Raw genomic sequence first — 18,042 nt, 5'->3', positions numbered from 1 at the left:
GGGCGCCGTGCCGGCCCGGACCGCCGGCGCCGCCCGATGCAATCCCGACGCAACCCGCGAAAGGCCCTTCATGCCCCGGACCATCATCGTCGATACCGATCCCTCGCCCGACGACGCCGTCGCCTTCCTGATGGCCCTGGGATCGCCCGACGAACTCGATCTCGCCGCGATCACCACCGTCGGCGGCAACGTGCCGCTCCATCACACCACCCGCAACGCCCTGAAGGCTCTGGAACTCGCCGGCCACCCGGAAGTGCCGGTGTTCGCCGGCGCGGCCGGGCCGCTGGTGCGCCCGCTCGCCACCGCCGAACACGTCCATGGCGCCACCGGTTTCGAAGGCTACGACCTGCCCGAGCCGAAGATCGTCGCCACCCCCGGCTTCGCGCCGCACGTGGTGATCGATCTGGTGATGAACCGCCCGCCCAAGACCGTCACCCTGTGCTGCCTGGCGCCGCTGACCAACATCGCCCTGGCGCTCGCCGAACGTCCCGAGATCGCCGCGCGGCTGGCCGAGATCGTGCTGATGGGCGGTGCCCGCCGCGAAGGCGGCAACATCACCCCGGCCGCCGAATACAACATCTTCGTCGATCCGGAAGCCGCCGAGCGGGTGCTCGCCTGCGGCGCGCCGATCACCATGATCCCGCTCGACTGCACCCACAAGGCGCTGACCAGCAAGGCCCGCCTCGCCGCCCTGCGCGCCCGGGGCACGCCGTTGGCGGAAGCCTTCTTCCACCTCCTGAGCTTCAACAAGCTGTTCGACGAGGGCCTCAAGGGCACCGACGGCGGGCCGCTGCACGATCCGACGGTGGTCGCCTTCCTGCTGCGCCCCGCGCTCTTCAGCGGCCGGCGGGTCAACGTGGCGGTCGAGCGCTCGGGCGAGTTCACCCGCGGTCAGACGGTGGTCGACTGGTGGGGCGTCACCGACCGGCCGAAGAACGTCCTGTGGATCGACGATCTCGATGCCGACGGCTATTTCGAACTGGTGTTCGAACGCCTGATCCGCGCCGAACGACGCTGATCGCCCGGCTCGGATCCGAAGTCGGATCCCGAATCAGATTCCGAACAGCCGGGCGATCTCGTCGACCGCGATCGAGGCCGAGACCGCGCCGTCGCGCACCCCGCCTTCGAGGTCGTGCAGACGGCCGCGCACCTTCGGGTCGGCGCGCAGCGCCTGCATCACCCGCTCCTCGAGCATCGACCACATCCAGGCGACCTGCTGGGCCCGGCGCCGTTCGGCGAATTCGCCGGTCGCCCCGAGCTTGAGCCGATGGGTCTCGACCAGCGCCCACATCTCGTCGAGGCCGATGTTGGCCAGCCCCGACACCAGCACCACCGGCGGCGTCCAGTTGGGGCTCTTCGGCGCCATGATGTTGAGGGCGGAGCGATATTCCGACGCCGCCCGCCGCGCCCGGGTGGCGTTGTCGCCGTCGGCCTTGTTGACCGCGATCAGATCGGCGATCTCCAGCACGCCCTTCTTGATGCCCTGCAATTCGTCGCCGGCGCCCGGCAACATCAGGACCAGGAAGAAATCGACCATCCCGGCGACCGTGGTCTCCGACTGCCCGACTCCGACCGTCTCGACCAGGATCACGTCGTAGCCGGCCGCCTCGCAGAGCAGCATGGTCTCGCGGGTCTTGGCGGCAACCCCGCCGAGCGTACCGGAGGCGGGCGAGGGGCGGATGAAGGCATGGGGATCGACGGCGAGCCGGGCCATCCGGGTCTTGTCGCCGAGGATCGAGCCGCCGCTGCGCGACGACGACGGATCGACCGCCAGCACCGCGATGCGATGGCCCTTGGCGGAGAGATTGGCGCCGAGCTGGTCGATGGTCGTCGACTTGCCGACCCCCGGCACGCCGGTGATGCCGACCCGGAGCGCCTTGCCGGTCACCGGCAGCAGGTGTTGGACCAGCGCCCGCGCCTTGGCCTGATGCTCGGGCTTCTTCGATTCGACCAGCGTGATGGCGCGGGCCAGCGTCGACCGGTCGCCGGCCTTGATCCGCTCGGCGAGATCTTCGATCGACACGTCGTGGGAGGCCGCGGTCGGGCGCGGCTCCCGGACCGGCGGGGTCGTCGAGACCGCTCCGGCGACGTCGACCGAGACGTGGGCGAGGCCGTCGGTCGGCGCGGCGAAGACGGATTTGGTCATGGCGATCGGCTCCGAGGGCTGTGGCCGTGCGTCGGCCGGCGATGCGGGTCGTCGCACCTCAGCCGGGCGGCGTCCAGATGATCCGTTGTAGCATGCCCGTGTCGAGGATTTCACGCGGCGGCAGGCTGGTGGCCATCGCCGCCTCGCCCTGGAACGAATAGGTCAGCGTCACGTTGGGCGCCCCGCGCGACCGGCAGATCGCCATGCCGAGCCACAGATTGGTGCCGATCCGGCAGGTCGCGGGGTCGGTGCGGGCTTCCGCGAAGCTCATGCCGGGCCGTTCGCCGGCCGGTCCCACCACGTGATGGGTGACGCCGTGGATCTGGGTGATGCGATTGCCTTGCCCCAGGATGTGCAGCACCTGGATGCGGCCGCCGTAGGCGTCCTTGAACAGCACCAGCGCGTCGGGGGTCGAGGTCTCGAGCCCGATGGTGACGTGGCCGGTGGTGTAGCCGGGGAACTGCGCCAGGATCGCCTTGGAGTCGAAGGGCATCGCCGCGCCGATCGGGCCCGCGCCGGCGGCGGTGATCTGCAGGAAGGTGTCCGCGGTCGCCTGGAACGAGGGCGCCGCCGGCCCGCGCGGCGCACTCGGGCGGAAGCTCTCGCCGGTCGGGGCGCAGGCGGCGAGCGCCAAGGCGAGACCGAAGGCGGTCGCCGCGCGAGCGCCGGGGGGCGTCGTCTGGGGTCTGTCGATCATGATCCTCGTCCGTTGGCGAATCGGCACGCCCGCTCTCACCGGGTGATGGGCCGGCGCGCGCGCCCTGTCCACATCCGGCCCGATCGCGGCGGGAGCATGGCGGCAGCGTTGCGTGGATACACGAGGACGCCGGCACAAAAGAGCGGGGTGGTGCGAACGCTCGGCCGCACCACCCCGCCGTCTTCGCCGCGAACGCCCCGATCGACCCGGATCGGGGCGACCGATCGTCGGCTCACAGGCCGGCCGCACCCGCCTGGGCGACCGCCATGTCGTTCTCCACCGAGCTGCCGGAGACCCCGATCGCCCCGATGATGACGCCGTCGGCGTCGTGCAGCAGCTCGCCGCCGCCGAACAGCACCAGCCCGCCGTTGGTCACTTCGATGCCGTAGAGCGACTGGCCGGGCTGGGAGATGTCGCCCAGTGCCTTGGTCGACATGTTGAACATCCGCGCCGTCTTGGCCTTGCGGATCGAGATGTCGACCGAGCCGAGGAAGGCGCCGTCCATCCGCTCGAAGGCCTTGAGGGTGCCGCCGGCGTCGACGACGGCGATGTTCATCAGCGTGCCCTGGCGCCGGGCCTCGGCCTTGGCCGCGGCGATCGCCTTCAGCGCCTGTTCGAGCGTGAGATCGGCGGCGAGTTGCAGTTTCGAGGTATCGGGCGCCGCGGGTGCCGCGCTGTGCTTGGACATGGGGTTCCTCCACGTTTCTCGTCGTTGTCGCCCACCGATTGGACACGCGCCATCGATCGGCCGTCCGATCGGGCGGCGGATGGTCGCGAGGATCGTCCGAGAGGCGAGGGCGGGCGCCGGCAGCCTCGCGCAGGACCGGAGGGCGGTCAATGTGGGTCCTTGGCCTGCGCCGATTTGTCGGAGGCACCGGAATCGTCGCAGATTGCGACGCCCGAAACGATGGAGGCCGCCCCTTTGCAGAGGCGGCCCCGGATTCGGCGTCGAAGAACTTGCGCAGCGCGATCGGCCGGTCGGCGTCGGATCACTCCGCGGCCTTGGCCTCCGCATAGCCGAGCTTGACGTTGAGGTCGTGGATCAGCTTGATCGCCGCTTCGGCGATCACCGTGCCCGGCGGGAAGATCGCCGCCGCGCCGGCGTCGATCAGCGCCTGGAAGTCCTGCGGCGGGATCACGCCACCGACCACGATCATGATGTCGGGACGGCCTTCGGCCGCCAGTGCCGCCTTCAGAGCCGGCACCAGGGTCAGGTGACCGGCGGCCAGCGACGAGACGCCGACGATGTGGACGTCGTTCTCCACCGCCTGACGGGCGGCTTCTTCCGGAGTCGCGAACAGGGGTCCGATGTCGACGTCGAAGCCGAGGTCGGCGAAGGCCGAGGCGATCACCTTCTGGCCGCGGTCGTGACCGTCCTGGCCCATCTTGGCGACCAGGATGCGCGGACGGCGGCCGTCGTTGGCTTCGAAGGCATCGACCAGCTTCTGGATCCGTTCGACCGCGTCGCCCATCTTCGAGACCTCGCGCTTGTAGACGCCGTGGATCGACTTGATCTCCGCGGTGTGACGCCCGAACACCTTCTCCAGCGCCAGCGAGATCTCGCCGACCGTCGCCTTGGCCCGCGCCGCCTTGATGGCGAGCTCGAGCAGGTTGCCGCCGGCCTTGGCCTGGGTGGTCAGCTCTTCGAGCGCCGCCTGGGTGGCCGGCTCGTCGCGCTCGGCCCGGAGCCGCTTCAGCTTCTCGATCTGGGCGGTGCGCACCGCCGAGTTGTCGACCTTGAGGACGTCGATCGCCTGTTCGGTGGTCGGCTTGAACTTGTTGACGCCGACCACGGTCTGCGAGCCGGAGTCGATGCGCGCCTGGGTCTTGGCCGCAGCTTCCTCGATCCTGAGCTTCGGAATGCCGGCTTCGATCGCCTTGGCCATGCCGCCGAGGCTCTCGACCTCTTCGATGTGGGCCAGCGCCTTGGCGGCGAGATCGGCGGTCAGCCGCTCGACATAGGCCGAGCCGCCCCACGGATCGATGGTCTTGGTGGTGCCGCTCTCCTGCTGCAGCAGGATCTGGGTGTTGCGGGCGATGCGCGCCGAGAAGTCGGTGGGCAGCGCCAGCGCTTCGTCGAGCGCATTGGTGTGCAGCGACTGGGTGTGGCCCTGGGTCGCCGCCATCGCCTCGATCGCCGTGCGCACCACGTTGTTGTAGACGTCCTGGGCGGTCAGCGACCAGCCCGAGGTCTGCGAGTGGGTGCGCAGGCTCAGCGACTTCTCGTTCTTCGGATGGAAGTTCTCTTCGACGAGCTTGGCCCACAGCAGGCGCGCGGCGCGGAGCTTGGCCACTTCCATGAAGAAGTTCATGCCGATCGCCCAGAAGAACGACAGGCGCGGCGCGAAGGCGTCGACGTCGAGGCCGACCGCGCGGCCGGCGCGGATGTACTCGATGCCGTCGGCCAGCGTATAGGCGAGCTCGAGATCGGCGGTCGCCCCGGCCTCCTGCATGTGATAGCCGGAGATCGAGATCGAATTGTACTTCGGCATGTTCTTCGACGTATAGGCGAAGATGTCCGAGATGATCCGCAGCGAGGCGGTCGGCGGATAGATGTAGGTGTTGCGGACCATGAACTCCTTGAGGATGTCGTTCTGGATGGTCCCCGACAGCTTGGCCTGATCGACGCCCTGTTCTTCCGCCGCGACGATGTAGAGGGCGAGAACGGGGAGCACCGCGCCGTTCATGGTCATCGACACCGACATCTGGTCGAGCGGGATGCCGGAGAACAGCGTGCGCATGTCGTAGATCGAGTCGATCGCCACGCCGGCCATGCCGACGTCACCGGTCACCCGCGGATGATCCGAATCGTAGCCGCGATGGGTGGCGAGGTCGAAGGCCACCGACAGGCCCTTCTGGCCGGCCGCGAGATTGCGGCGGTAGAAGGCGTTGGAGTCTTCCGCCGTGGAGAAGCCGGCATATTGCCGGATCGTCCAGGGCTGGTTGACGTACATCGTCGGGTAGGGGCCGCGCAGGAACGGCGGCAGGCCCGGCCAGGTCTTCAGAAAATCGAGACCCTCGAGATCGGCGGCGCCGTAGACCGGCTTGACGTCGATCTCCTCGGGCGTCGTCCAGATCGTGGCGCCTTCGCTCGAGGCCGGCACCGCGACGGTGGCGAAGGGAAGCTTGGTGAAATCCGGAATGCGGCTCATGGCCCAATCCTCGTTCTGGTCTGTCGGGAGGCGGACCGGATCGGTCGGGCTCGTCCCGGGAAGCGATCACGCCGGGCGGCCGAGAGCCGGCCGGCGAAGGTGGGTCGCGGGCGGACCGGGCCGCGAGGCCCGGTCGCGGCCCGAGGTCAGCGGCCGAGCGCCGCGAGCGCCTGGGTCAACACGGCCACCACGTCCTGGCCGAGATGGATGAAGCCGGTGACCCCGGCGGCCCGCAGCGTCGCTTCGCGGTCCGCGTCGGCCGGCTTGCCGGCGAGATAGATCGGCGATGCGCCGGCGGCGACCAGAGCCTCGGCGGCCGGAACCGCCTGCGTCTCGTAGACCGCGTCGGAGGAGGCGATCACCGCCCCCTTGGCGCCGGAGGCCTTGAACGCCGCGATCAGTTCGTCGAGCGAGGCGAAGCCGTCGTTGGTCAGCGCCTGGATGCCGCCCGCCTCGAAGAAGTTCTTCGACCAGGTGGCCCGCCCCGTGAAGTCGGCGATCCGCCCGAGATTGGCGAAGAACAGCTTCGGCCGCTCGCCCGTTGCCGCCAGCACCGCGTCGGCGGTGTCGCGCAGGGTCTCGAAGGCGGTGTCGAGCTCGACCGCCCGGAAGGGGGCGACCGTTTCGGCGGCGGCGATCTCGGCCGGCGCCTTGGGCTGGGCGTCGATCACCGGCACTTCGCGCTCGGCGATGTTGGGGAACTCGCTGATGCCGGTCACCGGCTCGCGCCGCTTGGCGATCGCGTCGAGACGCTTCTTGGCGACCGCCGCGACCTTGGCGAGGAACGAGCCCGAGCGCAGCGCCGCGACGATGCCGCCTTCCGCCTCGAGGCCCTGGAACAGCGTCCAGGCGAGCTCGGCGAGCTGATGCGTCTCGGTGTCGACGAGGCCCGACCCGGCCGCCGGATCGGCGACCCGGTGGAGGTTCGATTCCTCGATCAGGATGGTCTGGGTGTTGCGCGCGATGCGGCGGGCGAAGGCGTCGGGCAGGCCGACCGCCGAGCTGTAGGGCAGCACCGTCACCGAGGTCGCGCCGGTGACCCCGGCGGCGAAGGTGGCGATGGTGGTGCGCAGCACGTTGGTGTGGGCGTCGCGCCGGTTCATCATCCGCCGCGCCGTCTCGACATGGATGCGGGCGGGCGTCGGGGCGAGGCCGAGGGCGTCCTGGATCCGCGCCCACAGCAGCGTCAGGGCGCGCAGCTTGGCGATCGAATGGAACTGGTTCTGGTCGGCGACGGCGGTGAAGCCGATCTTGGCGACGGCCGCGGCGAGGTCGAGGCCCTGCGCCTCGAGCGCCTTGAGATAGGTCACCGCGGTGGCGATCAGCCCGGCCAGTTCCTGGGCTTCGGACGCGCCGGCGGCGTGCCAGACGCGGCCGTCGGCCTCCAGCACCGTGCCGGGGAAGCGCTTGCCGGCGGCGGCCGCCGCGGCGATCGCCGCTTCCGCCGCGACCGCGAGGCGTCCGCTCGCGGCGAGTTCGCCGACCGGATCCTGGATCAGCGCCAGATCGACGGTCTTGCCGGTCTCGGTGGCGAAGGCGGTGATCAGACCGGCCAACTCGGCGGTGCGTGCACCGGCGTCGACGCGGATCGGCACCAGGTCGACGTGGACGCCGGCCAGCAGTTTGGCGATGCAGCCGCCGCACGAGGCGGCAATGCCGAAACCGGCGGCCTGCGGGCTCTCGGCGAACACCAGATCGAGACCGCCGGCGCCGCCCATCAGATCGTCGAGGATCTGGGCATTGGCCGCCTTGGGCTCGGGAATGTCGATGCGCTGGGCGACCGTCCAGGGCTTGCCGGCGGCGCGACCGCCGAGCGGCGCGGGGACTTCGGTACCGACGTAGATCGGCTCGATGACGATGCCGTCCGCGGTCGTCGTCTTGAGCCGATCCAACGGCGTCGTCTTGAGGGCCTTGGTCGCGACCCCGACCCAATCGTCGTGGGTGCGAGCCGCGAACGACTCCGTGAAACACATCGCCTTCGAGTTCACCGTTACACTCCCGCTGTCACGCCGCTCCCCGATCCTGAGATCGCGGGAGCCGGACTTTGTGATGTTGCGCCCGATTTCGACCCGAAGCGGACGGGCGTCAATCGGGTCGAGGCTTCCCCCTTCGTCCGGTTTGCGGCGCCGAACGAAAAGCGTCGTCGAAAACCGTGATCCGAAACGTTTTTGAGGCTACGATCCGCTTACATTCTCCGATAGTATGAACACTGAAGAGGGGATGTCGATCAATCTGCGTTCCTCCCGAGAGGGAAATCACGAAAGCGGCCGTGACGCGGTCGCCGGCGCGAAATGTTCGTCGCGGGCGAGGTGGCGCGTCCGATCGCTACCGTGAAGACCGCGGAGCGCGGGAAATCGTCGTCGAATAATCGCCAGCGGTGCGTCTTGTATACAGAGTCGCACCGTCAAAAGCGACAATTGAACCCGTGATGGAACTTCTGACATTGAAGCCTGTGCAGAAGAAATCAGTGAGTCGGCGTGCATGGATCAGGGATTGGTACGCGGCATATATGGGGAGGCGACCCAGATTTCTTCGCTTCGGGAAGCCGATCGTGTTCTCGATTTTTTCGAGCGGGGATTGCGGCGGCAAGGGGCGAGCCATGTCCTCGTGACGGGGCTGCCGCTCCCGCGGCGCGCGGCGAGCAAGCTCATCCTGCGCATCGTCTGGCCGGATCTGCGCAACGGCGGCCACGTCATCGACGTCTCCAACACCGATCCGTTGCTGCGGCGGTGCCTGGGAACCCGGCGCGCCTTCGGGATCGGACCCAATCCGCTCGGCGACGAAGGCGTCGCCGAGGCTTCCGAGACCCTGAGTCGGTCCGACCTGATCGCGGCGGCCGGTGGGCCGGTGGCGCGTCTGATCGCCGTGCCGATCCACGACCTCAACCCCTACCAGGGCTGTGTGGTGATCGCCGGCCAGGATCTCGACTTCGATCCCGCGACGATCGCCGGCCTCGAATATTATTGCCTCGCCGCCTTCCGCACCCTGATCGAGGTCGGCCGCCTCGATCCGACCCGGCCGGGTGAACTCTCCGATCGCGAGCGCCACGTCCTGACCCTGTCGGCCGCCGGCAAGACCGCCTCGGAAATCGCCGGCTTGCTGGAGATCTCGCAGCGCACCGTGCACGCCCATCTCCAGAACGCCTGCGACAAGATGAACGCCGCCAACAAGACCCAGACCGTGGTCGAGGCCCTGCGTTACGGTCAGATCGTGCTCTGAAGGAGTGCCGCCCCGGCGGAGCGGGCGGACGGGCCGCAGCCCGCGGCGAGGGCCGCGGGAATACCTGCGATCGCCCGGTGCGGCGGCGCCCGGTTTCGGCGATCCCGCGGCGATTCGCGCGAGCGGCGGACCGGCGACGCGGCGTCGCGAAGCCCCTCGTACGCCTGCGGTGATCACCGCCGCGCACGACGATCCCGCGAGGATGGGTCGGCGGCCCCGGTCGGCCGCCATCGCCGCGCCACGAACGAAACCAGCGACGGCCAGCGCATCCGCCGGCCGCGTCTTCGCCGTCATCTCCCCGGTCGGCCGCGAACGTGTCGCGCCGCTCCGGCTCAGTAGGTCAGCACCGCCGGCAGGACCTTGGCCTGCTCGACCCAGTCGGTGACCGCCTTCAGGCTCGGCAGGGCCCGCACCAGATTCTTGGCGGCGTTGACCTCTTCCATCTTGGCCAGCAGGTTCTCGGGCTTGCGGTGCTTGAGTTCCTTGACCGTGTCGACGCCGGCCGCCTCGAGCAGGTCGGAATATTCCTCGCCGACGCCCTTGATCCGCATCAGGTCGGCCTTGTTGGCCCAGGCGAGGATCCGCGTCACGTCGATGCCGGTGGCCTCGGCGAGCTCCTTGCGGCCCTTGGCGTCCTTGGTGCGCTCCAGGAAGCCTTCGACCGTCTTGGCGCCGACGGCGGTGAGCTTCTCGGCGTAGACCGGGCCGATGCCTTCGATGGTGGCGATGTTGGTCATGCTTCTGTCCTCCGATGGTCTCGCGCCCCGGGCGCGACCGGGCGGCGCCCGAACCGGGCGCGCCTGCCCTCGGGGAAGTTGAAACGAAACGCCCGATTCTTCAATAGCCGCACCGGCGACCGCGGCGGCTCCGTCACCCGAGGAAGTGACCGACCCCGGGGATCTCGGCGACCAGCCTGTCGACCACCTCGTCGCCGGCGACCTGACGCAGATGGCCGATCAGTCCGCCGGCCAGCGCCTGCACCTGGCCGATTTCGAGCCCGTCCTTGCCGAGATGACCGAGCAGGGCCATCGCCTGACCGATCGCCCCGTCGCCGCCCATCAGACTGCCCAGAGCGCCCATCAGGCCACCGCCGGTCAGGCCGCCGAGCACCCCGGTGGCGCCGTCGGCGGCTTCCGCCGCCGCGGTATGGGCGGCGCCCGTCGCGGCGATCGCGTCGAAGTTCGGCAGGTATTGCCGGATCGTCTCGGTCAGCTCCGGCGAGGCCTGATTCGAGAGAAAGTTGACGATCATCGAGGTGGCCTTCTCGGCGAGCGCCGGTTCGATGCCGACCTGTCCGGCGAGCGTGTCGATGAGATCCTGCTGCATGGCGGGGGTCCCGAGAGAAGGCCGTCGCGGGTGCGCACGGCGGGAGGGCGGGGGAGGGGAGCCGTGGTCGCCGTCCGCGGCCGCCGGACCGTCGAAGGGCACGGCGGACGGCGCGGAAGACGGGCCGCCGGACGTCCGGACGACCGCGGCAATTGACACCATCCAGGGTGGAAAGGCAAGTCGGCGCCGGGACTTCGCCGGCCGGCTGCGAGTCCTCGTGGACCCTGCCGCCGCGGGCTGTGGGCGGGGGACGCGCGCCCCGCAGCCGGTTCCCAAGCCGCCGCCGCCGGCCTATAGGAAGAGTGGCAACGAAGGAGACGGCGACACATGGCGATCAACGGCGGCGTCGATCTGGGCCGGAGCGTCGAACCCGAGTGGCTCGAGCTGCGCTTCGCCAACCGCCACGGTCTGGTGACCGGCGCCACCGGCACCGGCAAGACCGTGTCGCTGCAGGTGATGGCCGAGGGCCTCGCCGCGGCCGGCGTCTCGGTGTTCGCCGCCGACGTCAAGGGCGACCTCTCCGGCATCGCCGCGCCCGGCACCCGCAAGGACTGGATCGACGCCCGCTGCCGGGCGATCGGCCTCGACGACTGGGCGCCGAAGACCTTCCCGGTCGTCTTCTGGGACCTGTTCGGCGAGCAGGGTCATCCGATCCGCGCCACCGTTTCGGAGATGGGGCCGCTCCTGCTGTCGCGCCTGATGGGGCTCAACGACACCCAGGAGGGCGTGCTCGCCATCGTCTTCAAGCTCGCCGACGAGGAAGGCCTCCTGCTCCTCGACCTCAAGGATCTGCGTGCCGCGCTGGCCCATGTCGCCGAGCGCGCCGATCAGCTGACCGTCGACTACGGCAACGTCTCCAAGGCCAGCGTCGGCGCCATCCAGCGCCAGTTGCTGGTGCTCGAACAGCAGGGCGCGGTGCATTTCTTCGGCGAGCCGGCGCTGGCCGTCGCCGATCTGATCGCCACCGATGCCCAGGGCCGCGGCACCGTCAACGTGCTGGCCGCCGATCGACTGATGGCCAATCCGCGCCTCTACGCCACCTTCCTGCTGTGGCTCCTGTCGGAACTGTTCGAGGAACTGCCCGAGGTCGGCGATCTCGACCGGCCGAAGCTCGTCTTCTTCTTCGACGAGGCCCATCTCTTGTTCGACGAGGCGCCGCCGGCCCTGCTCGCCAAGATCGAACAGGTGGTCCGGCTGATCCGCTCCAAGGGGGTCGGCGTGTGGTTCGTCACCCAGAACCCCCTCGACGTCCCCGACAGCGTCTCCGCTCAGCTCGGCAATCGCATCCAGCACGCGCTGCGCGCCTTCACGCCGCGCGAGCAGAAGGCGGTACGCGCCGCCGCCGAGACCTTCCGCCCCAACCCGGCCTTCTCCACCGAAGCGGCGATCACCGAACTGGCGGTGGGCGAGGCGCTGGTGTCGATGCTGCACGGCAAGGGCGTGCCGTCGATCGTCCAGCGCACCCTGATCCGCCCGCCCGAGGCCCGCGTCGGCCCGCTGACCCCCGCCGAGCGCACCGCGGCGGTCGCCGCCTCGCGGCTCGCCGGCCGCTACGACGTCACCGTCGATCGCCCCTCGGCCTGGGAAAAACTGCGCGGCAAGGTCGCCGCCCCCGCCCCGAGCGAGTCGGCGCCCGCACCGAGCGGCGGCGGCTTCTTCGACGGCATGCTCGGCGGCGTCCTGTCGAGCGTCGGCGGGCTCGCCTCGCGTCGCGTCGGCGGCCCGCGCTCCCAGACCCTCGGCGAGGCGATCCTGACCTCGGCCGCCCGCTCCGCCGCTTCCGCCGCCGGACGCCAGATCACCAATGCCCTGGTGCGCGGCGTGCTCGGCTCTCTCCTCAAGCGTTGATCTCCATCCGACCCGGGAAGGTTCCGCCGATGTCCCTCGCTTCCGCCCTCGACCGTATCGACGCCGCTCTGCCGGCGAGCCTCGAGCGCCTGTTCGCCTTCGTGCGCCTGAAGTCGATCTCCGCCGATCCCGCCTACGCCGACGAAGTCCGCATGGCCGGCACCTGGTGCGTCGCCGAACTCGAGGGCCTCGGCTTCGAAGCGTCGTTGCGCGAGACCCCCGGCCATCCGATGGTCGTCGCCCATTGGACCGGCCCGGTCGCCGATGAAGCCCGCCACGTGCTGTTCTACGGCCATTACGACGTCCAGCCGGTCGATCCGCTGCACCTGTGGCGCTCCGATCCCTTCGATCCCAAGATCGAAGTCCAGGACGGCGTGAAGGTGATCGTCGGCCGCGGCGCCGCCGACGACAAGGGCCAGACCCTGACCTTCATCGAAGCGGTGCGGGCGCTGCTCGCCGAGGACGGCCGCCTGCCGGTGCGCGTCACCGTGCTGCTCGAGGGCGAGGAGGAATCCGGCTCCCCTTCGCTCGAGCCCTTCCTCGCCGCCCACAAGGACGAACTCGCCCGCGACGTGGCGCTGGTCTGCGACACCAACATGTGGGCGCGCCGCCGCCCGGCGATCACCGCCAGCCTGCGGGGTCTGGTCGGCGAGGAGGTGACCATCGCCTGCGCCGATCGCGACCTCCATTCGGGGCTGTTCGGCGGCCCCGCCTGGAACCCGATCCGCCTCCTCACCCACGTCCTCGCCGATCTCCACGACGCCGACGGCCGCGTCACCTTGCCCGGCTTCTACGACGGCGTCGGCGATCTGCCCGACGAGGTGTGGAAGTCCTGGGAGGCGCTCGGCACCACCGAGGCGACCTTCCTTGCGCCGGTCGGTCTGAAGACCCCGGCCGGCGAAGTCGGCCGCTCGATCCTCGAACAGGTCTGGGCGCGTCCGACCTGCGAGTTCAACGGCATCCTCGGCGGCTACACCGGCGACGGCTTCAAGACCGTGCTGCCGGCCACCGCCTCGGCCAAGGTGTCGTTCCGGCTGGTCGTCGGTCAGGATCCGGCGAAGATCCGCGAGGCCTTCCGCGCTCATGTCCGCGATCGCCTGCCGCCCGACGCCACCGCGAGCTTCCATCCCCACGGCGGCAGCCCCGGTCTGGCCCTGCCCTGGGACAGCCCGTGGCTGAAGGTCGGCCTGACCGCGCTCGAGGCGGAATGGGGCGTGCCGGCGGTGGTGATCGGCGGTGGCGGCTCGATTCCGGTGGTCGGCTCGTTCGAGCGGATCCTCGGCATGCGCTCGCTGCTGGTCGGCTTCGGCCTCGACGACGACCGCATTCATTCGCCGAACGAAAAGTACGACCTCGAGAGCTTCCACAAGGGCATCCGCTCCTGGGCGCGCATCCTGACGGCGCTGGCGGAATGAACGAAATCGACGGCGGGACCTGCGCCCGCCGTCACTTCACCACGCCGAGCCGGCGCAGGATCAGGTAGACGATCCCCGATCCGCCGATGCACACCAGGAAGGCGTACCAGAAGCCGATCTCTTCGCTGTCGAACGGCAGGCCCTTGGTGTTCATCCCGAACAGGCCCGTGACCAGAGTCGCCGGCAGGAACAGGGCGGTCAGGATCGACAGGGTCGAGAGCTGGCGGTTCATGTGTTCGGCGGCCTTGGCCGACACTTCTTCCTGAATGATCCGCGCCCGTTCCTGGATCGCTTCGACGTCGCGCCCGAGCGAGGTGAGCCGCAGCGACACCCGCTCGGTCATCGCGAAGACGTCTTCCGGCAGATCGCGTTCGGGGTTTTCGACCAGCGCCGCGAAATGGATCCGCAGCGCGCCGACCTGACGGTTGAGCCGCAGCGCCATGCGCCGGACCGGACCGACCCGGAGGTCGTCAGGATCGACCCGATCGTCGACCACCCGGTCCTCGATGGTCTCCAGCTTGTCGGCGAGCTCGCGCGTCATGGTCGCGACCTGATTGGAGAAATTGTCGAAGATCTGCTCCAGCAGGGTGCCGCCGGCCTCGAAGGTCTGGCCCTGGGCGATGGCGCGCCGCGCCTCGTCGACCGAATGCAGCGCCTGACGCCGGCCGGTCACCAGGGTGCGGCGATGCAGCGCGAACTTCAGTCGGGCGATGTCCTGGGTGTCGTGGTCGAGCTCGCGGCGGAAGTCGGCGAACACCCCGAGCAGCGCGTCGTCCTCGGCGATCAGACACAGATGGTCGTCGGTTTCGAGCAGCAGTTCCTTGGCCGAATCGGGCAGCGGTGCGTGTTCTTCGATCCAGTCGCGGGCGCGGGCGTTGGCGAGGTTGAAGTGCAGCCACAGCCAGCCGGAGGTCGCGGTCAATTCGGTGGCGAGATCGGCGCTGCCGAGCAGCCGGCCGCCGCCTTCGTCGTCGAAGCCGTAGGCGCAGACCAGCCCCGGCAGGGCCTCCGCGAGGCCGCCCAGCGCCGTCTTCGCGTTTCGCGTCACGTTCGCATCGCTCGCCATGCGCCTGTGCTCCGCATTCCGGCGTCGCCGCCGTGCCATCCCGTCGTTGCCGTCATAGTCGCTCGGATCGGCGCTGTCGACGGCCGCGGCCCGTCGCAGGAGCGCCGAATTCTCGATCGACAAGCGCGACCGGACCGGTCGCTCCTGGAACTACGCCCTCGATCTCCTCGACATCCAGGACCCGAACAAGCTCGCCCGCCAGGGTGGCAAGGACGGCAAGCCGAGCTTCCCCCTCGTCACCATCGAGAACGTCGACGTGGTCGATCCGACCCACATCGTCGTCGGCAACGACAACAACTTCCCCGACTCGGCCGGCCGTGCCCTCGACGAGAACGACGACAACGAGTTCGTCCTGCTCGAGGTCGAGGACTTCCTGCAGGCGAAGTGATCGGCGCAGCGCACATCGCGGCGGGGGGGAGGGGCTCGGCGCCTCCCCCGGTCGTCGCATCGAGGCCCGCGCGAGGCCGGTCGCGCGGACGCCGGGCGACGCGGTATTGCGCGGGGCGCTCAGGCGAGGGTCAGCAGGCCCTCGAGGCTCGGCAGCACCGCGGCCGGGCGGAAGTCGTGATATTCCTCGGGCAGGTTGTTGCGGTTGACCCACACCGAGCGGAAGCCGAAGGCCGTCGCCCCGGCGGCGTCCCAGCGGTTGGACGACTGGAACGACACCGCTTCCGGGAACACCCGGTACTTGGTCGCGACCATGTCGTAGACCCGCGGATCGGGCTTGTAGACCCGGATCTCGTCGACCGAGACGATGTCGTCGATGACGTCGTCGATGCCGCCCGAGCGGCAGGCCGCCTCCAGCATCTTGGTGGTGCCGTTCGACAGGATCACCAGTTTGGCGCCGCGCATCTTCAACTGCTTCAGCACCTCCGGCACGTCCGGATGGACGTCGCAGCTCCAGTAGCTGTCGAGCAGGGCGGCGCGGCTGGCGCGGTTGGCCTGGGGGACGCGCGCGAAGGCGTAGTCGAGCGCCTCCTCGGTCAGCGTCCAGAAGTCCCGGTAGCGACCCATCATGGTCAGCATCCAGGAATATTCCAGTTGCTTGGCCCGCCACAGGGCGGATACCAACTGGCCCTCCGGTCCGACCTCGTCGGCGTGGCGCCGCACGGCGGCATGGACGTCGAACAGCGTGCCATAGGCGTCGAAGACATAGATCGAATGGGCCATGCGTCTCTCCGGGATCGATCGGAACCATGTACCGGAACGCTCCCCGTGTGAACTCTCTTGCACGGCCGATCTGCGGATTCCGATCTGCGTTGTGCGCCTGTCGGACGATCGTATAAGATCGAACATCCGCGGACCGCTCGGTGGTCCGCACCCCGTTCCGGCGTCCCGAGGAGAGATCGATGAGCCACGGAAACGAAGTGCCGATGTCCTGGACCTGGTATGACGGCCGTTGGCTGGAGGGCAATCCGCCGCTGATCGGCCCGCGGTCCCATGCCTTCTGGCTCGGCACCTCGGTGTTCGACGGGGCGCGCGCCTTCGAGGGCGTGGCCCCCGACCTCGACCGCCACTGTCATCGGGTCAACGCTTCGGCTCTGGCGGTCGGTCTCGCCCCGACGCTGCGCGGCGAGGAGATCATCGAACTCGCCGAAGAAGGCCGCCGCCGCTTCGCTCGCGACGCCGCGCTGTACATCCGGCCGAGCTACTGGGGCGAACTCGACGACCCGACCCTGGTGATCGGTGCCGATCCCGCCTCCACCCGCTTCGCCATGACCTTGTGGGAAGCGCCGATGCACGAGCCCACCGGTATCTCGGTGACCCTGTCGCGCTTCCGCCGCCCGTCGCTGGAATGCATGCCGACCAACGCCAAGGCGAGCTGCCTCTATCCCAACAACGCCCGCGCCGCCCGCGAGGCCCGCGACAAGGGCTTCGACAACGCCCTGGTTCTCGATCTGCTCGGCAACGTCGCCGAACTGGCGTCCGCCAACGTCTTCATGGTCAAGGACGGCGTCGTCCTGACCCCCGCCGCCAACGGCACCTATCTCGCCGGCATCACCCGGGCGCGCACCATCGATCTGTTGCGCAAGGCCGGCACCGCGGTGGTCGAGAAGACCCTGCGCTACGAGGATTTCCTCGAGGCCGACGAGATGTTCTCCACCGGCAACTACACCAAGGTGATGCCGATCATCCGCTTCGAGCACCGCGTCCTCGAGCCCGGCCCGGTCTATCGCCTCGCTCGCCGGCTCTACTGGGACTTCGCCCACGGCGGCTGAACGCCGCCGCCCGCGCCTTCGGGGCCGCGCGGTAGCGGTCGGGCGTTGCCGTTCGGCTTCATCAGCGCCGGCAGGGTCGTGCCGGCCTCGCTCGGCGAGGGGCTGCGCACCCGCGTCGAACCGAACGGCGTGGCGCGCGAATCGTCCCGTGACCGATCTTCGAGGGCCGGCTCGTAGGGACCGGCCCAGACCCCGGCGCGGCGGGCCTTCGCCTCGGCCAGGGCCTCGAAATGGTGCGCGCCGGCATGGAGCGCCGGAAAGGCGAAGCCGGCCCGGATCATGTGCAGCGCCAGATCCTCGCCGTCGACGCTGCAGCGCACCTCGAGCATCTCGGCGCGGGCATCCTCGGCGAGGAACGCCCGCTCACAGGTCGGTTCCTTGCCGGCGATGTGGTTCTGCAGGGTGGCGCGGGCCATCAGGCCGCAGGCGAAGCGGCGCCCGTCTTCGGCGAGACAGATTTCGTTGCGCCCCACCGGAACCACGCCGTGGAGCTTCAGGCGCTGCCGCAACGTGTCGAACAGCACCGAATCGATGGCGTCGAAGGGCGGTTGGGCCCGGAACGCCATCTCGAAACCGGCCGCCGGCGGCGCCGCTTCGGCGATCTCCGAGGTCGACGGTGCGGCGAAGGCCTCGAGCCGTCGCGCCGCGATCTGCGCCTCGGTCGACAGCGCACGCGGGCGCTCGACGGCGGCGACCGGCGCCGACGGGGGGGCGACCGCCGGCGGCGGCTCGGAGCGCCGTGCCGCGACCAGCGCCGCCACCGCCAGCCCGACCAGCACCGCCCCGGCGACCGCACCGATCACCACCGGCGGCACGCGGAGCGACGTCACCGCCGATCGGATGAAACCGGCCACGGCCGCGGGCTCGGTCTCGGCGGGGGCCGGTGCTGCTTCGGCGCTCGGGACCGGCGTCACATCGGGGTTCGCCGTCGGGACCGCCGGCGTCGCTCCGATC

At 69.8% G+C, this 18,042-nt stretch carries 15 protein-coding genes and 1 pseudogene; 6 read left to right on the top strand and 10 right to left on the bottom strand.

Annotated features, from left to right (window positions below; all coding sequences use genetic code 11):
* Nucleotides 1–70 precede the first annotated feature (70 nt).
* A complete protein-coding gene (locus tag EYW49_RS02420) occupies nucleotides 71–1,018 on the top strand; it encodes a nucleoside hydrolase (protein WP_131305589.1) in 948 nt (315 codons plus the stop codon).
* A gap of 33 nt (nucleotides 1,019–1,051) precedes the next feature.
* On the opposite strand, the gene meaB is transcribed toward EYW49_RS02420, so the two are convergent.
* The 5 genes from meaB to EYW49_RS02395 form a co-directional block, all read right to left on the bottom strand.
* Nucleotides 1,052–2,146, bottom strand: a complete 1,095-nt coding sequence (gene meaB, locus EYW49_RS02415; RefSeq protein WP_131305587.1) for a methylmalonyl Co-A mutase-associated GTPase MeaB — start codon at nucleotides 2,144–2,146, stop codon at nucleotides 1,052–1,054.
* Nucleotides 2,147–2,204: 58 nt separating this feature from the next.
* A complete protein-coding gene (locus tag EYW49_RS02410) occupies nucleotides 2,205–2,843 on the bottom strand; it encodes a DUF1131 family protein (RefSeq protein WP_131305585.1) in 639 nt (212 codons plus the stop codon).
* Nucleotides 2,844–3,075: 232 nt separating this feature from the next.
* Nucleotides 3,076–3,531 carry a GlcG/HbpS family heme-binding protein gene (locus tag EYW49_RS02405; protein WP_131305583.1) on the bottom strand — a complete coding sequence of 152 codons (456 nt, stop codon included), beginning with the start codon at nucleotides 3,529–3,531 and terminating at the stop codon, nucleotides 3,076–3,078.
* Between the two features lie 301 nt (nucleotides 3,532–3,832).
* The gene (scpA, locus tag EYW49_RS02400; protein WP_131305581.1) at nucleotides 3,833–5,995 is read right to left on the bottom strand and encodes a methylmalonyl-CoA mutase; all 2,163 of its coding nucleotides are present in this window, start codon (nucleotides 5,993–5,995) and stop codon (nucleotides 3,833–3,835) included.
* Nucleotides 5,996–6,141: 146 nt separating this feature from the next.
* On the bottom strand, nucleotides 6,142–7,968 hold the full coding sequence (locus tag EYW49_RS02395; RefSeq protein ID WP_131305579.1) for a methylmalonyl-CoA mutase family protein: 1,827 nt from the start codon (nucleotides 7,966–7,968) through the stop codon (nucleotides 6,142–6,144).
* 634 nt (nucleotides 7,969–8,602) lie between these two features.
* Between EYW49_RS02395 and EYW49_RS02390 the strand changes: the two genes are divergently transcribed.
* Nucleotides 8,603–9,214, top strand: a complete 612-nt coding sequence (locus tag EYW49_RS02390) for a helix-turn-helix transcriptional regulator (protein ID WP_206365360.1) — start codon at nucleotides 8,603–8,605, stop codon at nucleotides 9,212–9,214.
* Nucleotides 9,215–9,546: 332 nt separating this feature from the next.
* Here EYW49_RS02390 and EYW49_RS02385 read toward each other — a convergent pair whose 3' ends face one another.
* Nucleotides 9,547–9,951 carry a DUF4332 domain-containing protein gene (locus EYW49_RS02385; protein WP_131305575.1) on the bottom strand — a complete coding sequence of 135 codons (405 nt, stop codon included), beginning with the start codon at nucleotides 9,949–9,951 and terminating at the stop codon, nucleotides 9,547–9,549.
* Between the two features lie 133 nt (nucleotides 9,952–10,084).
* Nucleotides 10,085–10,540, bottom strand: a complete 456-nt coding sequence (locus tag EYW49_RS02380; RefSeq protein ID WP_131305573.1) for a hypothetical protein — start codon at nucleotides 10,538–10,540, stop codon at nucleotides 10,085–10,087.
* Nucleotides 10,541–10,867: 327 nt separating this feature from the next.
* On the opposite strand from EYW49_RS02380, the gene EYW49_RS02375 reads away from it, so the two are divergent.
* The gene (locus EYW49_RS02375) at nucleotides 10,868–12,388 is read left to right on the top strand and encodes a helicase HerA-like domain-containing protein (protein ID WP_131305571.1); all 1,521 of its coding nucleotides are present in this window, start codon (nucleotides 10,868–10,870) and stop codon (nucleotides 12,386–12,388) included.
* A 29-nt stretch (nucleotides 12,389–12,417) separates the two neighbouring features.
* The gene (locus EYW49_RS02370; protein WP_131305569.1) at nucleotides 12,418–13,803 is read left to right on the top strand and encodes a M20/M25/M40 family metallo-hydrolase; all 1,386 of its coding nucleotides are present in this window, start codon (nucleotides 12,418–12,420) and stop codon (nucleotides 13,801–13,803) included.
* Between the two features lie 31 nt (nucleotides 13,804–13,834).
* Here the strand turns inward: EYW49_RS02370 and EYW49_RS02365 are convergent, their stop codons facing one another.
* Complete coding sequence (locus EYW49_RS02365; protein WP_165498102.1) at nucleotides 13,835–14,869, bottom strand: CorA family divalent cation transporter; 1,035 nt, start codon at nucleotides 14,867–14,869, stop codon at nucleotides 13,835–13,837.
* Between the two features lie 157 nt (nucleotides 14,870–15,026).
* Here EYW49_RS02365 and EYW49_RS23360 point away from each other — a divergent pair.
* Nucleotides 15,027–15,257, top strand: a pseudogene (locus EYW49_RS23360) (esterase-like activity of phytase family protein); the annotation flags it as partial.
* Nucleotides 15,258–15,376: 119 nt separating this feature from the next.
* Here EYW49_RS23360 and EYW49_RS02355 read toward each other — a convergent pair.
* On the bottom strand, nucleotides 15,377–16,039 hold the full coding sequence (locus EYW49_RS02355; RefSeq protein ID WP_131305565.1) for a haloacid dehalogenase type II: 663 nt from the start codon (nucleotides 16,037–16,039) through the stop codon (nucleotides 15,377–15,379).
* 179 nt (nucleotides 16,040–16,218) lie between these two features.
* Between EYW49_RS02355 and EYW49_RS02350 the strand changes: the two genes are divergently transcribed.
* Nucleotides 16,219–17,088, top strand: a complete 870-nt coding sequence (locus EYW49_RS02350; protein WP_131305563.1) for a branched-chain amino acid aminotransferase — start codon at nucleotides 16,219–16,221, stop codon at nucleotides 17,086–17,088.
* Here the strand turns inward: EYW49_RS02350 and EYW49_RS02345 are convergent.
* A complete protein-coding gene (locus EYW49_RS02345) occupies nucleotides 17,061–17,942 on the bottom strand; it encodes a thermonuclease family protein (RefSeq protein WP_131305560.1) in 882 nt (293 codons plus the stop codon). The genes EYW49_RS02350 and EYW49_RS02345 overlap by 28 nt on opposite strands.
* Between the last annotated feature and the right edge of the window lie 100 nt (nucleotides 17,943–18,042).

The organism is Siculibacillus lacustris (assembly GCF_004328075.1).
Taxonomy (GTDB): Bacteria; Pseudomonadota; Alphaproteobacteria; order Rhizobiales; family Ancalomicrobiaceae; genus Siculibacillus; species Siculibacillus lacustris.
This window is presented reverse-complemented; position numbering and strand designations above follow the sequence as displayed.